At 70.8% G+C, this 20,405-nt stretch carries 17 protein-coding genes; 6 read left to right on the top strand and 11 right to left on the bottom strand.

All coding sequences use genetic code 11. From position 1 onward, the window contains the following. Positions 1-5 precede the first annotated feature (5 nt). Positions 6-1,190 (bottom strand): acetoin utilization protein AcuC, encoded by a 1,185-nt coding sequence (locus ACWEOZ_RS22190; RefSeq protein ID WP_451912573.1) that lies wholly within the window; start codon positions 1,188-1,190, stop codon positions 6-8. 183 nt (positions 1,191-1,373) lie between these two features. On the opposite strand from ACWEOZ_RS22190, the gene ACWEOZ_RS22195 reads away from it, so the two are divergent. Beyond that, complete coding sequence (locus ACWEOZ_RS22195) at positions 1,374-2,123, top strand: metal-dependent transcriptional regulator (RefSeq protein WP_451912574.1); 750 nt, start codon at positions 1,374-1,376, stop codon at positions 2,121-2,123. A gap of 17 nt (positions 2,124-2,140) precedes the next feature. Here the strand turns inward: ACWEOZ_RS22195 and ACWEOZ_RS22200 are convergent, their stop codons facing one another. Together ACWEOZ_RS22200 and ACWEOZ_RS22205 are read right to left on the bottom strand one after the other, a co-directional pair. Next, a complete protein-coding gene (locus ACWEOZ_RS22200; protein ID WP_451912575.1) occupies positions 2,141-2,695 on the bottom strand; it encodes a hypothetical protein in 555 nt (184 codons plus the stop codon). A 63-nt stretch (positions 2,696-2,758) separates the two neighbouring features. Beyond that, positions 2,759-2,932 (bottom strand): DUF5522 domain-containing protein, encoded by a 174-nt coding sequence (locus tag ACWEOZ_RS22205; protein WP_451912576.1) that lies wholly within the window; start codon positions 2,930-2,932, stop codon positions 2,759-2,761. 64 nt (positions 2,933-2,996) lie between these two features. On the opposite strand from ACWEOZ_RS22205, the gene ACWEOZ_RS22210 reads away from it, so the two are divergent. Both ACWEOZ_RS22210 and ACWEOZ_RS22215 read left to right on the top strand, forming a co-directional pair. Continuing rightward, positions 2,997-3,449 (top strand): hypothetical protein, encoded by a 453-nt coding sequence (locus ACWEOZ_RS22210; RefSeq protein ID WP_451912577.1) that lies wholly within the window; start codon positions 2,997-2,999, stop codon positions 3,447-3,449. An 11-nt stretch (positions 3,450-3,460) separates the two neighbouring features. Next, a complete protein-coding gene (locus ACWEOZ_RS22215; protein ID WP_451912578.1) occupies positions 3,461-4,375 on the top strand; it encodes an alpha/beta fold hydrolase in 915 nt (304 codons plus the stop codon). An 11-nt stretch (positions 4,376-4,386) separates the two neighbouring features. Here ACWEOZ_RS22215 and ACWEOZ_RS22220 read toward each other — a convergent pair whose 3' ends face one another. The 3 genes from ACWEOZ_RS22220 to ACWEOZ_RS22230 are packed head-to-tail and all read right to left on the bottom strand — an operon-like array spanning position 4,387 to position 8,004. Next, positions 4,387-5,601, bottom strand: coding sequence for an MFS transporter (locus ACWEOZ_RS22220; RefSeq protein ID WP_451912579.1), 1,215 nt, complete (start codon positions 5,599-5,601; stop codon positions 4,387-4,389). Positions 5,602-5,618: 17 nt separating this feature from the next. After that, entirely contained in the window at positions 5,619-7,154 is a 1,536-nt protein-coding gene (locus ACWEOZ_RS22225; protein ID WP_451912580.1) for a peptide-N4-asparagine amidase, read from the bottom strand. Positions 7,155-7,185: 31 nt separating this feature from the next. Beyond that, a complete protein-coding gene (locus tag ACWEOZ_RS22230; RefSeq protein WP_451912581.1) occupies positions 7,186-8,004 on the bottom strand; it encodes a DUF6597 domain-containing transcriptional factor in 819 nt (272 codons plus the stop codon). Between the two features lie 64 nt (positions 8,005-8,068). Between ACWEOZ_RS22230 and ACWEOZ_RS22235 the strand changes: the two genes are divergently transcribed. Next, on the top strand, positions 8,069-8,620 hold the full coding sequence (locus ACWEOZ_RS22235) for a TIGR03086 family metal-binding protein (RefSeq protein ID WP_451912582.1): 552 nt from the start codon (positions 8,069-8,071) through the stop codon (positions 8,618-8,620). A gap of 542 nt (positions 8,621-9,162) precedes the next feature. On the opposite strand, the gene ACWEOZ_RS22240 is transcribed toward ACWEOZ_RS22235, so the two are convergent. From ACWEOZ_RS22240 to ACWEOZ_RS22250, 3 genes are all read right to left on the bottom strand, one after another. Then, positions 9,163-12,060 (bottom strand): vitamin B12-dependent ribonucleotide reductase, encoded by a 2,898-nt coding sequence (locus tag ACWEOZ_RS22240; RefSeq protein ID WP_451912583.1) that lies wholly within the window; start codon positions 12,058-12,060, stop codon positions 9,163-9,165. A gap of 92 nt (positions 12,061-12,152) precedes the next feature. Next, the gene (nrdR, locus tag ACWEOZ_RS22245; protein WP_451912584.1) at positions 12,153-12,671 is read right to left on the bottom strand and encodes a transcriptional regulator NrdR; all 519 of its coding nucleotides are present in this window, start codon (positions 12,669-12,671) and stop codon (positions 12,153-12,155) included. A gap of 324 nt (positions 12,672-12,995) precedes the next feature. Further along, a complete protein-coding gene (locus ACWEOZ_RS22250; RefSeq protein WP_451912585.1) occupies positions 12,996-13,331 on the bottom strand; it encodes a LysM peptidoglycan-binding domain-containing protein in 336 nt (111 codons plus the stop codon). A gap of 240 nt (positions 13,332-13,571) precedes the next feature. On the opposite strand from ACWEOZ_RS22250, the gene lexA reads away from it, so the two are divergent. Beyond that, on the top strand, positions 13,572-14,399 hold the full coding sequence (gene lexA / locus ACWEOZ_RS22255) for a transcriptional repressor LexA (protein WP_451912586.1): 828 nt from the start codon (positions 13,572-13,574) through the stop codon (positions 14,397-14,399). A gap of 832 nt (positions 14,400-15,231) precedes the next feature. Here lexA and ACWEOZ_RS22260 read toward each other — a convergent pair. Next, a complete protein-coding gene (locus ACWEOZ_RS22260; RefSeq protein ID WP_451912587.1) occupies positions 15,232-17,268 on the bottom strand; it encodes a hypothetical protein in 2,037 nt (678 codons plus the stop codon). 83 nt (positions 17,269-17,351) lie between these two features. Then, positions 17,352-18,749 (bottom strand): GTPase HflX, encoded by a 1,398-nt coding sequence (gene hflX / locus ACWEOZ_RS22265; RefSeq protein WP_451912588.1) that lies wholly within the window; start codon positions 18,747-18,749, stop codon positions 17,352-17,354. Between the two features lie 172 nt (positions 18,750-18,921). Between hflX and ACWEOZ_RS22270 the strand changes: the two genes are divergently transcribed. After that, on the top strand, positions 18,922-20,382 hold the full coding sequence (locus ACWEOZ_RS22270) for a malic enzyme-like NAD(P)-binding protein (RefSeq protein ID WP_451912589.1): 1,461 nt from the start codon (positions 18,922-18,924) through the stop codon (positions 20,380-20,382). Positions 20,383-20,405 lie beyond the last annotated feature (23 nt).

A 20,405-nucleotide genomic window follows, 5' to 3' on the forward strand; every position in this document is an offset into this window, starting at 1 on the left:
CCCTCTCAGTCCCGGATGTCCTGCGGGTCCAGCCCGTGCAGCGGGAAGACCACCCGCCGGGTCGCCATGATGGCCTTGTCGACCGGGTCGGGCGTGGTGCCCGGCTCCCAGCGCTCGACCGGCGGGGTGGTGCCGTCGGTCAGCGTGACCGGCACCTCCGTACCGGGACGGCGGTCGGCGGCGAGCTTGCGCCAGCCCGGCGGGGTGGCCGTGCCCGGATCCAGCGCCTCGCCGGTGGCCACCGCCAGCAGATGGGTCCAGGCCCGCGGCACGACCTCGACCAGGGCGTAACCGCCGCCGCCGGTCGCCACCCAGCGGCCGTCGCAGAGCTCGTCGGCCAGGCCGCGCAGCGCGATGTAGGCGGCGCGCTGACCGTCGACCGACAGCCGCAGATCGGCCAGGGGGTCGAGCCGGTGGGCGTCGGCACCGCACTGGGTCACCAGGATCTGCGGGGCGAACGCGCGCAGCACCGACGGCACGACGGCGTGGAACGCACGCAACCAGCCCGCGTCGCCGGTGCCGGGCGGCAGGGCCAGATTCACCGACATGCCCTCGGCGCCCGGGCCGCCCGATTCCTCCGGATAGCCGGTGGTGAAGGGGAACAGCGCCAGCGGCGTCTCGTGCAGGCTCACGGTGAGGACCCGGGGATCGTCGTAGAAGGCCGCCTGCACCCCGTCGCCGTGGTGCACGTCGACATCCACGTACGCGATGCGCTCCGCACCCAGGTCGAGCAGCCGCGCGATGGCGACCGCCGGGTCGTTGTAGACGCAGAAGCCGGCCGCCCGCGCCGCCATGGCGTGGTGCAGCCCGCCGGAGACGTTGACCGCCCGGGTGGCCGCGCCGCTCCACACGGCCTCGGCCGCGGCCAGGGTGGCGCCGCAGATCCGCGCGCTCGCCTCGTGCATGCCGTCGAAGACCGGATTGTCCGGGGTGTTGAGACCCCAGCCGCGGAAGAAGGGATCGTGCGGGGCGAGCCGCACCGCCTCCAGGTATTCCGGCCGGTGCACCCGGGTCAGCGCCGCGTCGTCGGCCGGCTCGGGCACGATCAGGCGCACCCCCGGGCGGTCGAGCACGCCCAGCTCGCGGGCGAGCGCCATGGTGAGCTCGACCCGCACCGGATTCATCGGGTGGTGCCCCATGTCGTACGCGAGCAGCGCCTCGTCCCAGACCACCGCCGTCGACTCCGCCATGAGCCTCATGCTGCCACGCCGGCGGGAACAACCGGGGGTGCGCCGACGCTGCAAGCATCGCCTGCGACGTCAGGCAGCCAGCCTGCCGGGTGCCGGCGGCGCTCCGCGGGCCTGCGAGATTCGGCAGGAGATCCCCGCTCGACTACCCTTGACAGGCACGCTTACTCCGGGAGGTCAGTACCGATGGCGCGGACTCACAACACGTCAGCCAAGAAGTCCGACACGAAGGTACATCACGTAGACCTCGTAGACACCACGGAGATGTATCTGCGCACGATCCTCGAGTTGGAGGAGGAGGGCGTACCGCCGCTGCGGGCCCGCATCGCCGAGCGCCTGCACCAGAGCGGGCCCACCGTCAGCCAGACCGTCGCCCGGATGGAGCGCGACGGGCTGCTGACCGTCGAGAACGACCGGCACCTGTTGCTCACCGAGGAGGGCCGGGTCGCCGCCGTGGCGGTCATGCGCAAGCACCGCCTCGCCGAGCTGCTGCTGGTCAACGTCATCGGCATGCCCTACGAGGAGGCCCACGAGGAGGCCTGCCGGTGGGAGCACGTGATGAGCGACTCCGTCGAGCGCAAGGTCTACGAGCTGCTCAACAAGCCGACCCGGTCGCCGTACGGCAACCCGATCCCCGGCCTCGAGGTGCTCGGCCTGCCGGCCGAGGAGCCGCTGGAGAGCAGCGCGACCGTGATCAATGCGGGTGAGCGCAACCTGGCGTTCCCGGGGCTGACCGGCAGCGTCGTGGTGCGCCGGATCTGCGAGAGCGTGCAGACCAACGCGGGGGTGCTGCGCCAGCTGCACGCGGCCGGCATCGACCCGGGCGCGACCGTCACAGTGGCGCAGGAGCGCGACGGTGTGACGATCGACCGCTCCGGTGACAAGATCCGGCTGCCGCGTGAGGTGGCGTCCCGGGTGTTCGTCGACGCCCACTGAGCTGTCCCGGGGCGGGCTCAGCCGTCGGTGGTGTCCATCGCCTTGGCCAGGTCGAGCAGCTTGGGCGTGAGGTCGTCGACGGCGTCGCGCTGCGCGTCCTTCGGGAAGGTGAAGCGCAACGTCTGCAGCTGCTCGGCCTCGCTGAGCCAGCCGATCTCGACGGTGGGACCGTGTCCGCCGGTGGCCTTGGTCACCAGCCGGTAGCCGGCCTTACCGAGGCCCTTGAGCTTGGTCGCCTTGGCCGGCATGAGCTCCTCGGTGAACAGCTCCGCGTCGGCCTTGGTGCTCTCCACCACGGAGAGCGCGAGGTCCGGCCAGGCGGCGGTCTCGGTCTGCACCACGCAGGTGGACGTGTCGTCGATCTGGTCCGAGGCGGCGATGCTGAAGGCGACGCCCAGCTTCTGCTCGATGAAGGCGTAGTCCCAGAGGATGCAGGCGCCACCGGCCGAGGCGGCGGGCTGCTGCACGACCTGGACCGGAGGCAGGGCGGCGGTCTCGTCCTTCTTGTCCGTGCAGCCGGCCAGGGACAGCAGCGCGGCTGCCGCGCCGACGGCGATGAGACGCGAACGCACGAGGGTCCTCCCGACTTCGGGGCACACCGTACTGTGCGCGAGGCAGGGGACGAAAGCCCCAACTCAGGAACGATCAGCGTACGGACAGTGACGACAGCCACGGGTGCAGCAGGTGCCGCGCTTGGCCAGGAAGGCCGCGGTGAGCACGAACAGCCCGGTGTCCGGGTCGAGATAACCGGCCTGGCCGGCGGCGACCGCGGCGGCGTGTGCGGCCTCGATCCGCGGATCCCTCTCCACCGGTCCAGCCTAGCCAGCTCTTCGCTCCTTGACAGCGGACGTCAAGTAGCGATTGCATACCGGCATGCCCTCGAGGACCGCGCTGGTCGAGCAGATCGTCCGGCTGCTCGACATCCGCCTGCTGGACCCGCTGGAAGTTCTGCTCGAAGGCGACGACGCGGTCCAGGCGCTGCGCCGGCTGGTGCGGCTGCGCGCCGGGCAGTGGGCGACGCAGATGATCGAGGGGGACGACGCCACCGCGGTGCGCGCCGCTGTGCGGCTCATCGCGACGTTGTATCCGGACGACAGCGCCTTCGACCCTCCGGTCGAGTGGTGGCGGACCCCGCTCGGCGGGGTGGTCGCCCGGCGGGTCGGACACCCGGCTGCGGAGTCGATCTCCTACGCCACGGCCGGAGCCATGCTCGGTATCACCCGCCAGGGTGTGCACGACCTGGTGAGGCGGGGACGGTTGCCGCGCCATCCTGACGGTGGAGTGCCTTCAGCGGCCGTGCGGGCCCGACTGCAGAGCGAGTCTTGAGGAGAGATGTTGTGATCAACGATCGACTGGTCGATGCCGGTGAGCTGCCGGTCGCCGTCCGGGACTTCGGTGGGGAGCAGCCGCCGTTGCTGCTCCTGCACGGCGCCGGCGGCAACCTGGCCATGTTGACCACGCTCGCCCGGGCCCTGCGGCCCCGGCACCGGGTCATCACGCTGGACCTGCGCGGGCACGGGCGCTCGGGCGACGGCCCGTGGTCGTGGGACGCGGCGCTCGGCGACATCGCCGCGGTGACCGTGCAGCTCGAGCTGAACCGGCCCGCGGTGGTCGGGCACTCGCTCGGCGGGATGCTGGCCGCGCTCTGGGGCCAGCGGCACCCGGAGACGCCCGGCGTGGTGAGCCTGGACGGCAACCCGCCGCCCACCCGGCCCGACCAGCTGCCCGGCCTCGACCCGGAGAAGGCGGCGGCAGAGCTGGCCCGGCTCACCACCGTCTTCGACACGATGCACGCCGGGATGGGGCGGACGATCCCGTCGGAGGAACTGCCGGACCTGGTGGAACGCCAGCAGATGGCGGCCCGGGACATGGGCGCCAACGAGAAGGTGTGGATCGAGGGCTTCCGGCGCAACCTGGTCCACAAGGACGGCGAGACGACCATGCGGCCGTCCGCCGCGACGTCCGCGGAACTGCGGGAGCTGATGAACAACCTGGACCTCGGCCCGGTGTACGCGACCACGCCGGCCCCGACGCTGGCCGTCCTGGCCACGCGTGACCTGCCGGAGCAGGAGCCGTTCGCTGACCTGTACGCGGCGCACCGGCGGTATCTCGTGGAGCAGGCGGCGGCGGGTGCCCGGGCCAATCCGCGCATGCGGTACCTGCAGCTCGAGGACTCCTCGCACGCGATGGTCATCGAGCAGCCGGAGGTGCTGGCTTCGCTGATCGGCGACTTCCTCAGCGGTGGCCACTGAGGTTCGGCGGATCAGGGGCGGGGGGCGGTTTCGGCTTCCGGGGCATCGGCCGGCTGAATGGGGCGGGCCGCGCCGGAGGCCGCCAGGCCCAGGCAGATGGCCGCCACGACCACCAGCAGGGCGCGGAGCACCCCGAAGTGTTCGGCCAGGAAACCGATGAGGGGCGGTCCGGCCAGGAACGAGCCGTACCCGATCGAGCCCGCCACCGACACCCGGATCGCCGCCCGCAGCGGATCGTCGGCCGCCGCGCTCATGCCGATCGGGAAGCCCAGTGACGCCCCCGCACCCCACAGCAGGGCTCCGAGCAGGACCAGCGGCACGCCCACCCCGGACACCACCAGCAGCAGGCCGATCAGGGCCAACAGGGCAGTGCCGCGCAGGACCCGCACGCGGCCCCAGCGTTCGATCGCGTTGCCGCCGAAGAGGCGGGCCAGGGTCATCGCCGAGACGAAGAAGCCGAAGCCGATCGCGCCCACCGTCTCCGTCGCGTGATAGCCGTCGACCAGGCTGATCGCCAGCCAGTCGTTGGCCGCGCCCTCGGTGAAGCCGAAGCCCAGCATGATCAGGCCGATCAGCAGGGTGCGGGGCTCCCGCCAGGCATCCCGGACGCGGCCGGCCGAGCGTTGCTCCGCCGTGGTCGCGATGGGCGGCAGGAAGCGGCGCACGGTCATGATCATCACGACCGTGCCGACGAGCGCGGTGCAGAGCAGTTGCGTGGTGACGCTGACGCCGGCTGCCGCCGCGGCCGCGCTGAGCCCGGCGCCGCCCACGGTGCCCAGGCTGAAGCCGGCGTGGAAGCGGGGCATCAGGGTGCGGCCGAGGCGGCGTTCGACGTCCGCGCCCTCGACGTTCATGGCCACGTCCCAGGTGCTGTTGCCGCCGCCGAGCAGGACGAGGCCGACGCCGGCCAGGGGCACCGAGCCGAGGTAGGTGCCCGCGGCCATGCCGAGCAGGCCCAGCATCACGGCCATGCTGCCGAGCAGCACCGACCGGGCCGGGCCGAACCGCTGCACCAGCGGGCCGGCCAGCGGGATCGCGGCGATGGCCGCCCCGGAGAGGCAGAGCAGCAGCAGGCCCAGCCCGGCGGAGCTCAGGCCCAGGTCTTCCCGTACGGCGGGGGCGCGGGCCAGCCAGCCGGCGAAGGCCAGGCCGTTGGTGCCGAAGGTGACGCCGACTGCGACCTTCGCGGACTCGAGGCGGGGACGGTCGGGGGCGGCTGTGGTCACGCCCTCGAACTTAACCGTTAAAGTGGCGAACCGTAAGCCAGTTGATCAGTGATGACGGTCCCGTTGACGGTGCTGATCGTGCGGTCGTAGTCCGGGCCGGGCCGGCGCAGGCGGTAGTGCTCGGTCGAGGTACCGGTGGCGTGGCGCTGATCGCGGGGCACGTTCAGGGTCCACGACGCCTGGCCCGTCCACGTGTCGAGCAAGGTGCGACCCGGCGTGGCGGCCGCGTCCTGCAGCTTCATGGTGGTGGTGAGACGGTCGTGATCGTCGATCGTGATCGCGCCCGTCAGGCCGTACCGGCGGCTGGTGGTCGTGGTGGACGGCCGGGACCGGCCGCCGCGGACCGTGACCCGCGCCTGGTCGGCCCAGACGGCGCGCAGCGCGTCGTTGGTCTCGTCGGCGTTCCACGTGTGCGTGGAGGTGGTGGTCACGGTGCGGGCGACGGTCGTGGTGACGCGGCCGTGCGAGGTGTCGACGTAGCCGGTGACCGTGAGTCCGTGACCGCCCGTGGTCTTGAGGGTGGGATCCGTGTACACGGAGTTGTTGACCAGCGGCTGCTCGTGGGTCGTCACGACTCGCCCGGTGACCTGCCGGCTGCCGTGGTCGCGCCAGGCCAGCAGCGTCGTCGGAACGTCCCAGCCGCTCTGGCCGGCCGGCACGCCCAGCACGTTCACCGTGATGGCGTGCGCCTTGCCGTCGGTGAGCAGGCCGGCGAACGGGGTCAGGTCGTACCGGATCGGCTGGATGTCGAAAGCACGCGGCGCCGGCAGGACGTACCAGAGATAGGGGTTGGACCAGCCGCCGGTGTAGATGTGCGGGTAGGGCGCCGCGACTCCGGCCAGGGCGCCGTCGATGCGGACCTGCACCTCCCGGTACGGCCCGTCGTCGGCCGGGCAGGAGTACGGGACACCGGTGGGCGTGGTCAGATACCAGAACTCCTCGCAGCCGCCGCCGGAGCCGGTGGCGTACACGTCCGCGAAGAGCCGCTCGGTGTTACGCGGCAAGGCCTGGTCGACCGGCAGAACGTCCGGTTGCGGGGCGGCCCGTCCGCGGTAGAACGTCAGTTTGACGGTCACGTCCAGGACGCCTGTGTAGGTGTCGTCCACCACGTTGCCGATCAGCATCTCGACCGGCTGCGGGCGGGTGAGCAGGGCCGCGTACTCGGTGAGGTCCTTCTCCACCGACCAGCGGATGCCGGCCGGCGACGGCTCCGGCGTCGAGGTCTTGAAAACCGTCACCCCGCCGATCCGGAGGTGGCCGAGCCGGTCGAACTGCCGGCCCGCGACCGCGCCTTCCAGGCGCAGCACGACCTTCTGCCAGGGTCCGCGGCAGACCGGCGCATAGGTCGACGTGTACGGCGTGAAGTCCCGGAACTCGGTGTCCACAATGGTCATGGCGCAAGCGGCACTGGCCGGCACCGCCACCGGCGGCGCGGCGGTCCGCGGATCGTCCCAGTCGGCACCGAACTCGGCGGGCGGGACGGGCTCCGCCGCGACGGCCGGGGAGCCGGTCATGATGGTCAGCACCGCTACCGCAGCCGCGAGGATCTTCACCACCCCATCCGACCGGAGACATCGGTGACTGTCAACGCCTGCCCGGGTAGCGCCCGGCGTAACGGGTGGGCGGCTCACCGACCATGGCGGTGAAGTCCCGGACGAAGTGCGCCTGGTCGGCGTAGCCCAGCTCACCGGCGAGCCGCACCCAGTCGATGTCCGCCCCGGCCGCCAGCCGCTCCCCCACCTCGTGCAGCCGGTACCGACGGATCACCCACTTCGGGCCGAGGCCGACGTACTCGGCGAACAGCCGCTGCAGCCGGCGCACCCCCATGCCGGACCGGGCGGCGAGCGCGTCGACCCGGGTGAGGTGGGGCTCGGCCTGCACCAGGGCCACGATGGCGGCGGCCTCCTCGGCGAGCGGATCAGGGGCCGGCAGCCGCGCGCGCAGGAACTCCTCGACCTCTTGCTGCTGATCCTGCGGCAGGCCGGCCTCCTTCTGGCCGCCCGGCGGCAGACCGGCCTCCTTCTGGCCGCCTGGCGGCAGGCCGGGGCCGAACACGGCTGTGGCCGGGAGGGTGCGGCCGGTGATCGTGGCGACGCTCGCACCCAGGAACGGGCGGAAGCAGCCCGGGCGGAACGTCACCCCGAAGACCCGGCCGCGGCCCTCGAGGACCCGGACGACATGCCCGCGCTCCGGGCCACGGACGACCGCGTCACCGTCGCGGAACGTCAACTGCACGTTCGAGTACGGGACGATCTTCTGCTGATACGGCGGCTGCCCGCGCAGGTCCCACTCGGCGGCCCAGAAGCGGGCGACGAACGGGGACAGGTCCGCGGCCGGGACGCCGTACCAGTGGCGTTGGAAGGTGGTCCACGCGCCGCCCAGCTCGCGCGCATCCCGGACCATGACCGCAGCCTAGCGTCGCGTTTTTTCAAGACGGCGGCGCGCGCGCCGCCTATCGTCGTCGCTCATGCGGGAACACGAACTCATCGCCCTGGCGGCTCCCCCGACGGTGGCCGTCGTGCGGGCCATCCGGCCCGACCAGCTGACCGCCCCGACCCCCTGCGCGGAGTACGACGTGCAGGGCCTGATCGACCACATGGTGCACTGGGGGCCGAGCCTGGCCCGGGCCAGCCGGCACTCCGACGGCGAGCCGCGACCGGGCGGCGACCCGCTGGAACGGCAGCTGGAGATGCTCGTGGCGGCCTGGTCGGTGCCGGACGCGTGGCAGGGCATGACGACGATGGGCGGCCCGCACGAACTGCCGGCCCGGATGATCGGCGCGATGGCGATCGGCGAGGTCGTCGTGCACGGCTGGGACCTGGCCCGGGCCACCGGCCAGCCGGTCAGCTGGGACGGGACGCTGCTGGACTTCCTGTACGACGAGGTGGCGAAGACGGCGGAGCTGGGGCGCGAGATGCAGGCGTACGGGGCGGAGGTGCCGGTGCCGCGAACGGCGCCGGCGCTGGACCGGATGCTGGGGCTGACGGGCCGCGACCCGCACTGGACGCCGGAACGATAGCCGCGTCCCACTGGAACGGATCCGGCATAGATACACCGCGATGGCCTTTAACCCAATAGCTAAGCGTCGTGGCAATGCCCGGCCCGACGGCGCGCCGGAGTCGCCCACAGCTTGTTGAGGGTCGGATGCGATCTGCCCAGGGTGTAGGCCCTGGGCAGATCAGGCTACTTCCGCTTGCCCTTCGACGGAGTCTGCGACAGAGCACTCGCCGCAGCCGTCTTGTCGGCCTTAGACGACTTCGGGTTAGCAAGTACCTTGCTTGCCGCCGTGGCCGCCTTCGATCCGGTCTGCCGGTTGTTACTAGACATGATCAACACCTCCTCCGCAGTTTGATCTGCGGCCCGGAATGTGGTGTCATGCTGGTTCTCACACCGTGCATCGGACACCACGTCCGTGCCGCAACGACCGCCCGCTCCCCTACAGGACCGGGCGGTCGCTGTATATCAGCCCTCGGCCGACACCCCGCGCCACTCAGGCACAGGATGTCGGCTTCGGGACGTCACCGCAGCAACTCGACGTTGCAGCAAGTCGGTGCTGATCGTTCAGCTGCAACCCGAGGTCGAGCCGCAGCCTTCGCAGACGTAGCAGCTGCCGGCCGGGCGCATCTTCGTGCCGCAGGTGAAGCACAGCGGTGCGTCGGCCGACGTGCCCAGGACCACCTCGAGCAGCTCCGTCGAGGAGCCCACCGGGGACGGCGCGCTCTTCTCGGCGTCGACCGCGGGGATCGTCGCCGTCGGGGACGACGCGGCACCGACCGGGGCGGAGACCGGCGCGGAGGCCGCCATGCCGGCCAGGTCGACGCCCGAGGCCTCGGCCGCCGCTTCCGCCTGGATCTGCGCCGCGCGCTCCTTGGCGGTGAAGATGCCCAGCTCGGCGCGGGCGTCGTAGGACAGGAAGTCCAGGGCCAGGCGACGGAAGATGTAGTCCATCACCGAGGCGGCCATCCGCACGTCCGGGTCGTCGGTCATGCCGGCCGGCTCGAAGCGCATGTTCGTGAACTTGCTGACGAACGTCTCGAGCGGGACGCCGTACTGCAGCCCTATCGAGATCGCCACCGAGAAGGCGTCCATGACGCCGGCCAGGGTGGAGCCCTGCTTCGACATCTTCAGGAAGACCTCGCCGAGGCCGTCGTCCGGGTAGGACGACGCGGTGAGGTAGCCCTCGGCGCCGCCGACCGAGAAGGAGACCGTCTCCGACGGGCGCTTCTTCGGCAGGCGCTTGCGGACCGGGCGGTACTCGATGACCTTCTCCACGACCGGCTCCGCAGTCGTCGCGGCGGCCATCTCGGCCACGTCGGCCACGGCGCTCTTCGGCTTGGCCGCCGACAGCGGCTGGCCGACCTTGCAGTTGTCGCGGTAGATCGCCAGCGCCTTGAGGCCGAGCTTCCAGCCCTGGTAGTGGACGTTCTCGATGTCCTCGACAGTCGCCGACTCCGGCATGTTGATCGTCTTGGAGATCGCGCCGGAGATGAACGGCTGCACCGCGGCCATCATCCGCACGTGGCCCATCGGGGCGATGGACCGCTCGCCCATCGCGCAGTCGAAGACCGCGTAGTGCTCCGGCTTGAGGCCGGGGGCGTCGACCACGATGCCGTGGTCGGCGATGTGCTCGACGATCGCCTCGACCTGCTCCTCGGGGTAGCCGAGGCTGCGCAGCGCGCGCGGGACCGTCTGGTTGACGATCTGCATCGAGCCGCCGCCGACGAGCTTCTTGAACTTGACCAGGGCCAGGTCGGGCTCGACGCCGGTGGTGTCGCAGTCCATCATCAGGCCGATGGTGCCGGTCGGGGCGAGCACGGAGGCCTGGGCGTTGCGCCAGCCGTTCTTGTCACCGATCTTGTTGCCGTTCTGCCACTGCTTGGTGGCCTCCCGGACGATCGCGGTGGCGACGGTGCCCGACGGGCGGATCTCGTCGTTGGCCGCGGCGTGCTTGCGCATGACGCGCTTGTGGGCGTCGGCGTTGCGGGCGTAGCCGTCGTACGCGCCGACGACGCCGGCGATCTCGGCCGAGCGGCGGTACGCCGTGCCGGTCATCAGCGAGGTGATGGCGGCGGCGACACTGCGGCCCGACTCCGAGTCGTACGGGTGGCCGGTCGCCATCAGCAGGGCGCCCAGGTTCGCGTACCCGATGCCGAGCTGGCGGTAGGCCCGCGTGGTCTCGCCGATCTTCTGGGTCGGGAAGTCGGCGAAGCAGATCGAGATGTCCATCGCGGTGATGACGAACTCGACGCTCTTGACGAACTTCTCGATCTCGAAGCCACCGTCGGCCTTGAGGAACTTCATCAGGTTGAGCGAGGCCAGGTTGCAGGACGAGTCGTCCAGCGACATGTACTCCGAACACGGGTTGGACGCGGTGATGCGGCCGGTCTCCGGGTTGGTGTGCCAGTCGTTGATCGTGTCGTCGTACTGCAGGCCGGGGTCGGCGCACTCCCAGGCGGCCTTGGCGATCTCGGTGAACAGCTTCCTGGCGTCGATGCTCTCGATCGTCTCGCCGTGCAGCCGGCCGCGCAGATCGAAGGTCGTGCCCTCCTCGACCGCGCGCATGAACTCGTCGCTGACCCGGACCGAGTTGTTGGCGTTCTGGTACTGCACCGAGACGATGTCGCTGCCGCCGAGGTCCATGTCGAACCCGGCGTCGCGCAGGGCCCGGATCTTGTCCTCCTCGCGGGCCTTGGTGGTGACGAACTCCTCGATGTCGGGGTGGTCGACGTCCAGGATCACCATCTTGGCCGCGCGGCGGGTGGCACCACCGGACTTGATCGTGCCGGCGCTGGCGTCGGCGCCGCGCATGAAGCTGACCGGGCCGCTGGCCGTGCCGCCGGAGGAGAGCAGCTCCTTGGAGGAGCGGATGCGGGAGAGGTTGACACCGGAACCGGAGCCGCCCTTGAAGATCAGCCCCTCCTCCTTGTACCAGTCCAGGATCGAGTCCATCGAGTCGTCCACGGACAGGATGAAGCAGGCGCTGACCTGCTGCGGCGAGGCGGTGCCGACGTTGAACCAGACCGGCGAGTTGAAGCTGAACACCTGGTGCAGCAGCATCCAGGTCAGCTCGTGCTCGAAGATCTCCGCGTCGCCCGGGTTGGCGAAGTAGCCGTAGTCCTCGCCCGCCTTGCGGTAGGTCTTGACGACCCGGTCGATCAGCTGCTTGAGCGACCACTCGCGGGTGTCCGTGCCGACCGCACCCCGGAAGTACTTGGTGGTGACGATGTTGGCCGCGTTGACGCTCCAGGTGGTGGGGTACTCGACCCCGCGCTGCTCGAAGTTGATCGAGCCGTCCCGCCAGTTCGTCATGACGACGTCGCGGCGCTCCCACTCCACCTCGTCGTACGGGTGGACGCCCTCGGTCGTCCAGACGCGCTCGATCCGCAGCCCCCCGACCGCGGCGCCCCCGTTGCTCGCGCGACTGCGCTGCCTGCCTGCTGTCATACCGTCACCGGCCATTTCGTGCTCCCCCTCGATAGATCGCAGCTTCCCCACCGCGATCCGCTTACCGACAATCGGGCACGGCTGTCGCCATGCCTTGGATGAAAGGCTTATTTGGTACGGTCCGACAACTTGGCCGGACGTCCACCGCTGGGCCGGGCGGGCACCGTGTGCCGGGCTACCGCCGCCGCCTCGCGCAGATCGGCGAGCTCGCGTTCGAAGTCCTCGAGCGAGTCGAAGGACTTGTAGACGCTCGCGAAGCGCAGATAGGCGACCTGGTCGAGCTCCCGCAGCGGCGACAGGATGGCCAGGCCCACGTCGTGGCTGGGCACCTCGGCCGCACCCTTGGCCCGGACGGTCTCCTCGACCTTCTGCGCGAGCAGCGCGATCGAGTCCTCGTCGACGGGCCGGCCCTGACAGGCCTTGCGGACACCGCTCATGATCTTGGTCCGGCTGAAGGGCTCGGTGACGCCGTTGCGCTTCACGATCGCGAGGACGGCCTCCTCGACCGTGGTGAAGCGCTTGCCGCACTCCGGGCACGACCGGCGACGACGAATCAGCTGACCGTCGTCGGCCTCACGCGAGTCGACCACACGTGAGTCGGCGTGCCGGCAATACGGACACCGCACCGAGATCCCCCTGTCGCCGGGCGCTGCCACCCAGGTCGCCGGAGCCGTCGCGAAACCGTCGTCCAGGCACGCCGAATGACAGCCGCGGAAGCGGTGAGACCCGCCTCGTGGCTGTGGACGAACCTGTGGATGACGGGGCTGCCCGACCCCAACCTGTGGATGACTTACACCCTTGTAACTACTAGATGTTGGGGTTGACGTTATGCCGCTGCGGACGTCGATGCAAGTTCACCGGCGCGTCGGCGCGCCGCTTTTTCTACCTCAACACGAGGGGTGCCGCACCGGTCACGGCCAGCGCTGGAACAACATGATCAACGCAGTGGATCACCGTGTCCGGGGAACGACCAGAGTGTCACCGGCATGGATGGCGATCTCCTCGTCACCGAGACCGTTGAGCCGGCGGATCTCGGCCACCACGGCATGCGGGCTACGACCCGGATCGGTGCGGGCGGCGATGCCCCACAGCGTGTCGTCGGGCTGGACCACGACGGTGGGCGCCGGGCCGGAGGGGGGATTCTCGGCCCGGGAAGCAGTGGTCCACAACACGGCGCTCGCCAAGGACGCGAGAAGAATGAAGAAGGCCAGCACGACGACGCGACCCCGCCGGGTCAACCGCAACGGGGCCGGCTCATCGACCCGCCGCATACCAGTGACCACCACGGCATATTCCTTTCTCCGCATACGTCCCTCGGACAAGCGTTCGATCGAACGCCCGTACGACGGTCTATCAGAACAGGCGTACGGAAGTCGAGCACTTCCGAGCGACACGCCGCGAGAAAGTCGTACAGATGTTTGAATATGTCGTACCCCGCAGTTACGGTTCTCGGTCAAGAGGGGTCAGCCGGGCACAAGTCCATCCCCACGGGCGAATGTCCGGCTCCGCGAGCGCACCACGTGCCGATGAGGCACTGGCCGACAGGGAGGGCCAACGTGTCGACCGACGACCGGACGAGCCGGCAACACCAGAATGACTCGAAGCCAGAGGCCGCCAATACCAAGGCGGCGATGCGCCGGCGCACGCCGACCCGGGCCCGCAGCGGTGACGCGCCGCAGCTGCGCAGCGTGACGCCGGTGGTCAGCCAGTTCCCCGATCTGGTCACCGCGGACCTGACCGCACGCCAGCGCCGGATCCTCGAATTCATCCGCGACTGGGTGGAACGCTACGGCTACCCGCCGAGCGTCCGCGAGATCGGCGAGGCTGTGGGTCTGGTGTCGCCGTCGAGCGTGGCCTACCAGCTCAAGGAGCTGGAGAAGAAGGGCTTCCTGCGCCGCGACCCGAACAGGCCCCGCGCCGTGGACGTGCGCGCGCCCAGCGACATGGTCGACGACGAGGCGATGCGGTCCGCGCGGCCGACCCCGGCGTACGTGCCGCTGGTGGGCCGGATCGCCGCCGGTGGACCGATCCTGGCCGAGCAGGCGGTGGAGGAGTTCTTCCCGCTCCCCCGCGAACTGGTCGGCGAAGGCGACGTCTTCATGCTCGAGGTCAAGGGCGACTCGATGATCGACGCAGCCATCTGCAACGGCGACTGGGTGGTGGTCCGCCAACAGCCGACAGCGAACGTGGGCGACATCGTGGCGGCGATGATCGACGGCGAGGCGACGGTGAAGAGCTACCGGCAGCGGGACGGGCATGTGTGGCTGATGCCGGCCAATCCGGCGTTCGACCCGATTCCGGGGGATGACGCCACGGTGATGGGTCGCGTGGTCGCTGTTCTGCGCCGAGTCTGACGGTTCCGCCGAGCGGGCGCCGGGGGCACCCGGCCGGGGCTGGGTCGAGCTGGGGCCGGGGTCAGCCGGGGCCGGGGTGAGCGTGGGGCCGAAGCCAGGTGAGCCGGGGGCAGAGCGGCTGGTGGGGCTCAGCGGAGCCCGCCGAGGTCGGTAAGCCGGGCACATCGCGCCACGGGCTCCGGCTGGCAAAGCCAGGCCGGACGCATGAGCATCGACCGGCCGAGCAACACCGGCGGGCGAGGCAAGCCGGCACGGCGGCCCAGCATGGGCCTACTACGGATGGCCCGGCATGGCATGGCAGCCGAGCCTTGACCTGCTACCGGCAGACCGGCCTGGCAGGGCGTGGCGGCCAGCATGGGCGGCGCACTACCGGCAGGCCGGCATGACAGCCGAGCGTCGGCCTGCTACCGGCAGCCCGGCATGACAGCCGAGCGTCGGCCTGCTACCGGCAGGCCGGCATGACAGGGCCTGGCGGCCCCCGCGTCAGCCCGCCACCGGAAGGCGCCGGCACGGCATGGCCGCACGGGCCTACTACCCGCCCGGCCCGGCCCGGCACGGCAAACCGGCATGGCAGCCCAGCATGGGCGTCCCACCGCCAGGTCGGCAAGGCGCGTCCAGCACGAGCCCGCGACGCCCAGCCCGCATGGCGGCCCCACCGTGGCGGCCTGGGCATGGCAAGCCGAACCGAAGCCCCAGCCGCCTCCCCGGTCAACCCGGCGCGCAAGGAAGGCGAGCTGCCGCCAAGTCATTCAACGCGGAAACCGACAGGCCGATGTCGCCCACCTAAAGGGGGCAACATCGGCCTGGCAGAGCTGAGACGAACAGAGCGACGTCAGTAGCCCCGAGGGCTGCGGCCGTAGCCGGGGTTGTCGAACCGGCCTTCCGGCCGCCGCGAGGACCCGTTCAGGTTCGCGTAGTTGTTCATTCCGTTGGCCTGTCGACCGTCGTCCGGCCGGCCCGGGCGGCGGCCGCCCTGCGGGTTGCCGCCCTGTCCTTGGGGTCCCGACGGTCGTTGCGGTCCTCCGCCCTGAGGCCGGCCGCCGGTCGACGGCGGAGGCGGGGGTGGCGGCGGCGCGCCGTAGACCCCGCCACCTGGCCTGCCGCCTCCCTGGCCCGGGCGACCGCCGGGCTGCTGGGCCGGGCGGGCGGGCGGCTGACCGGGACGCACCGCCGGCTGGCCACCCTGCCCCGGGCGAGGCGCGGGCTGAGCAGGACGGGCACCGGGCTGCGCCGGACGACCACCAGGCGGCACGGGACGGCCACCGGGTTGCGCCGGGCGACCGCCGGGCTGCGCCGGACGGGCACCAGGCTGCGCGGGCCGACCACCGGGCTGCGCAGGACGAGCACCAGGCTGAGCGGGACGAGCGCCGGGCTGAGCAGGCCGACCACCGGGCTGAGCGGGACGAGCACCAGGCTGATCCGGACGGCCGGGCTGCCCCGGACCGGCCGGCGGCACACCGGGACGACCGGCGGCAGGACGACCCCCGGGCTGACCACCCTGACCGGGACGACCGGCCGGCTGACCACCCTGCGGCGGCCGGCCACCGCCGTAAACGCCGTTGCTCTTCGCGGGGGCGGCCGCAGGAGGCTTGGCGCCGTACACGCCAGGACCAGACGGCGCTCCGGCCGGTGGGCGATTTCCGCCGTACACGCCTGGGCGTTGGGCCGGTCCGCCGACCGACAGCAGTTCTGTTTTCGCGTCCAGGGGATCGGGGTCGGCGTTCGGGTCCGGGTCTTTGATAGCCGGTTCGAGCTTGCGCTTCTTGCGGGATTGCATGATGCCGATGACGCCCGCGCCCACCAGCAGCGCGCCGAGGACGCCTACGCCGCCGATCAGGTAGGTGATGTCGGTCAGGCTCAGGTCGGCGAACCAGGATGCGCCGTCGTCCTTTTCGGCCGCTGCCGCGTCGGTTTTCGCTTCCACGATTTTTGTCGCGGGTGTGTAGCGCAGGATGTAGTTGGCCGCTTCCGGGTCGGCGCCCGAGCCCATGTCCGACACCGTGTAGAACGTTTTGCCGTCGGCGCTGTACGTGATCGCCTCGCCGAACGGCTCGTTCGGCAGCGGCGTCTTCCGGGGCTTGTTCTTCAGCGATCCGAGCACGTCGCCGTCGGCGACGTCCCACTCGTACGCGTCCAGGTATGTCCGCAGGGTGACCTTGCCGCCGCCCGGTGCCATCGCTCCGCCGGTGACCGTGGTCTGGGCCAGCCGGGCGATCGGGATGCCGGGGGTGTCGCTGCTCGGCAGCTCGATCTCGCCCGCCCGCTTCAGCGGCACGCCCTCTTCGTTGTTCGCCTTCAGTGCGGCCGTCGGCGTGTAGAGCTGCGTCTTGCCGGAGACTTCCTTGGTCACGATGATCGGCGTGCCGTCACCGTTGAACAGCAGGGCCTCGGCGTCGTGCTTGTCGCCGTTCGGGTAGGCCAGGCGGTGGATCTTCGGCTCTTTGGCGCCACTCGCCGGCATCGACCAGAGGCCGATCGTGCGGCGCGGCTCGCCCTTCTTGTCGCGGGCGTTGTTGTCGCCGGTGTCCGCGATCCACAGCGTGTCGCCGTCCGGGGACAGGATCAGGTCCTCGGTGTCGAGCGGGCGCGACGGGAACTCGACCCTCTTGGTGATGTCGCACTCGTCGTTCAGGAAGAAGACCCGGCGCTTGGCCGCCTCGTCGACGCCGTCGTTCACCACGACGAAGCCGTTCTTGGTGGCCACGATCCCCGAGAGCTCCGACAGCGCGGGATCGGTGATCTTACAGATCTTCTTGCCGGCCGCTGCCTTGGCCGAGGTCACCGTCGGGGCGGGCTCGGCCGAGGCGGGCACGGCCCCCACCATCACCAGCCCGCAGGCGAGGATGGCCGGGAACACGAGACGCCGCATCCGATCAGTGTCGCATGCGGCGTCTCGTGCCGGTGTTACGCGTGGATCAACCCTGCTCAGCGTGGGTGCCGCTTAAGCCGGGGCTAAGGTGCGACGAAGTTCTCCAGCTCGGCGGCGAGCTGCTGGCCGACCCGCACCTTCAGCTCTGTGCCCTGCTCGGTGTGCCGCGTGGCCAGCACCTGCCCGCCACGGTGGATCCGGGCGACCAGGTCACCCCGGTCGTACGGCAGCAGCACCCGCATGTCCACCGCCGGCCGCGGCAGCCGCTGGGCGATCGCCGCGTGCAGCTGGTCTATGCCCAGCCCCGAGCGCGCCGACACGAACACGGCGTCCGGCCAGGCCCGCTTGAGCCGCAGGATCGTCTCCTCGTCGGCCGCGTCCATCTTGTTGACGACCAGCAGCTCGGGGATGCGGTCCGCACCGACCTCGCCGAGGACCTCGCGGACCGCCGACACCTGACCCTCGGGGTCCGGGTGGGCCCCGTCCACCACGTGCACGATCAGGTCCGAGTACGCCACTTCCTCCAGCGTCGAGCGGAACGCCTCGACGATGTGGTGCGGCAGGTGCCGGACGAAGCCGACCGTGTCGGAGAGCGTGAACACGCGCCCGTCCTCGGCCGCCGTCCGGCGGGTCGTCGGGTCGAGGGTCGCGAACAGCGCGTCCTCCACCAGCACGCCCGCCGACGTGAGGCTGTTCAGCAGGCTGGACTTGCCGGCGTTGGTGTAGCCGGCGATGGCCACCGACGGCACGCCGCTGTTGGTGCGCTTGGCGCGCTTCGTCTGGCGTACCGTCCGCAGGGCCTTGATCTCGCGCTTGAGCTTCGAGATGCGGGTGTTGATCCGCCGCCGGTCCGTCTCGATCTTGGTTTCACCGGGACCACGGGTGCCGACGCCACCGCCGCCGGAACCGCCCGCGCCGCCGCCCTGCCGGGACAGCGACTCACCCCAGCCGCGCAGCCTCGGCAGTAGGTACTGCAGCTGGGCCAGCTCGACCTGCGCCTTGCCTTCCTTGCTCTTCGCGTGCTGGGCGAAGATGTCCAGGATCAGCATGGTGCGGTCGACGACCTTGACCTTGACCTGCTCCTCGAGCTTGCGCAGCTGCGAGGGCGAGAGCTCGCCGTCGCAGATGACCGTGTCGGCGCCGGTGGCGATGACCACGTCGCGCAGCTCGTCGACCTTGCCCCGGCCGATGAAGGTGGCCGCGTCCGGCTGGCTGCGGCGCTGGATCAGCCCCTCGAGCACCTCGGAACCGGCCGTCTCGGCCAGCGCGGCGAGCTCGATGAGCGAGTTCTCCGCGTCGTCGCTGCTGCCGCCGGTCCAGACGCCGACCAGGACGACCCGTTCGAGCCGCAGCTGGCGGTACTCGACCTCGGTGATGTCGGTGAGTTCGGTGGAGAGACCGGCGACCCGGCGCAGCGAACGGCGCTCCTCGAGCTCCAGCTCACCGGTGGTGACGTCGGGTTCGAATACCTCAGTACGCAAAAGGTGACCTCCTCCGCCGATGGTGGCACGGCGGAGAGGTCCGCGCATCCACATAACCCGGCAGAGCGTTGTCGCAGGAGTGTCTGACTCTTCAGTAACCACCGGATTGGTGGCCGGTATTCCCGAAGCGCAAGAATGCGGGTACGCACCCGCCAACGACGGAGGGAACACCGTGGTGACCACCCGCCTGCCCAGCGCAGGATTCTCGATCACGATCCGAATCGCCGTGACCGCCGACGCCTCGTCCATCGGCCGGCTCACCACCTGCGTCGGCGAGGCCGGCGCGATCGTGACGGCCCTCGACGTGGTGGACTCCGACCCCACCCGGGTGCTCGTCGACCTCACCTGCGACACCGCCGACTCCAGCCACGCCGACCAGGTCGTCAAGACGCTGGAGGAGCAGGACGGCGTCGACGTCCGCAAGGTCTCCGACCGCACCTTCCTGCTGCACCTCGGCGGCAAGATCGAGGTCAGCTCGAAGGTCGCGCTGCGCAACCGGGACGAGCTGTCGCGGGCGTACACGCCGGGTGTGGCGCGGGTGTGCATGGCCATCGCGGAGAACCCGGCTGACGCGCGCCGGCTCACCATCAAGCGCAACACGGTCGCCGTGGTCAGCGACGGCTCGGCGGTGCTGGGCCTGGGCAACATCGGCCCGGCCGCCGCGATGCCGGTGATGGAGGGCAAGGCCGCGCTGTTCAAGCGGTTCGGCGGCGTGGACGCGTGGCCGGTCGTGCTCGACACCCAGGACACCGACGAGATCGTGGCCATCGTCAAGGCGATCGCCCCGGCGTACGGCGGGATCAACCTGGAGGACATCGCGGCGCCGCGGTGCTTCGAGATCGAGATGCGGCTGCGTGAGCTGCTGGACATCCCGGTCTTCCACGACGATCAGCACGGCACCGCGATCTGCGTGCTGGCCGCGCTCACCAACGCGCTGCGGGTGGTCGGCAAGAACCTGGCCGACGTCAAGGTCGTCGTCTCCGGGGCCGGGGCCGCGGGCACGGCGATCATGAAGCTGCTGCTGCGCCAGGGCGTGGGCGACATCATCGCGTACGACCGCCGGGGCGCCCTGCACCGCGGCATGGACGACCTCAACCCGACCTGGCAGTGGCTCACCGAGCACACCAACAAGGACAACTACAGCGGGGACCTGAAGGGCGCGATCGTCGGCGCGGACGTCTTCATCGGGGTCAGCGCGCCGAACCTGCTGACCGGGGCCGACATCGCCAAGATGGCCGACAAGTCGATCGTCTTCGCACTGGCCAACCCGGATCCCGAGGTGGACCCGCGCGAGGCCCGCCAGCACGCCGCGGTGGTCGCCACCGGCCGCTCGGACCAGCCCAACCAGATCAACAACGTGCTGGCCTTCCCCGGCGTGTTCCGCGGCATGCTCGACGTCAGTGCCGAGGAGTTCACCGAGGAGATGGCGCTGGCCGCGGCGATGGCCATCGCCAACGTGGTCGGCGAGGACAAGCTCAACCCGACGGTGATCGTGCCGAGCGTCTTCGACGCGCGGGTGACCCCGGCGGTGGCGGCGGCGATCCGCGCGGTGGTCAAGGGCTCCCCCGCCCCGGTCAACCCGGCGGCGGTGCCCGAGGTCGAGCTGGAGCAGGCCCCCGAAGAGACCTTCTGAGAGCACGGGCGGACAGGCGCGGC

The sequence above is a fragment of the Actinoplanes sp. NPDC004185 genome (genome assembly GCF_053603475.1).

What these genes read in the sequence shown, in the direction of transcription:
- ACWEOZ_RS22190 (WP_451912573.1), bottom strand. Translation starts at nt 1,190, where the DNA reads ATGGCGGAGTCGACGGCGGTGGTCTGGGACGAGGCGCTGCTCGCGTAC.
- ACWEOZ_RS22195 (WP_451912574.1), top strand. Translation starts at nt 1,374, where the DNA reads ATGGCGCGGACTCACAACACGTCAGCCAAGAAGTCCGACACGAAGGTA.
- ACWEOZ_RS22210 (WP_451912577.1), top strand. Translation starts at nt 2,997, where the DNA reads ATGCCCTCGAGGACCGCGCTGGTCGAGCAGATCGTCCGGCTGCTCGAC.
- ACWEOZ_RS22230 (WP_451912581.1), bottom strand. Translation starts at nt 8,004, where the DNA reads ATGGTCCGGGATGCGCGCGAGCTGGGCGGCGCGTGGACCACCTTCCAA.
- ACWEOZ_RS22235 (WP_451912582.1), top strand. Translation starts at nt 8,069, where the DNA reads ATGCGGGAACACGAACTCATCGCCCTGGCGGCTCCCCCGACGGTGGCC.
- ACWEOZ_RS22240 (WP_451912583.1), bottom strand. Translation starts at nt 12,060, where the DNA reads ATGGCCGGTGACGGTATGACAGCAGGCAGGCAGCGCAGTCGCGCGAGC.
- lexA (WP_451912586.1), top strand. Translation starts at nt 13,572, where the DNA reads ATGAGGCACTGGCCGACAGGGAGGGCCAACGTGTCGACCGACGACCGG.
- ACWEOZ_RS22260 (WP_451912587.1), bottom strand. Translation starts at nt 17,268, where the DNA reads ATGCGGCGTCTCGTGTTCCCGGCCATCCTCGCCTGCGGGCTGGTGATG.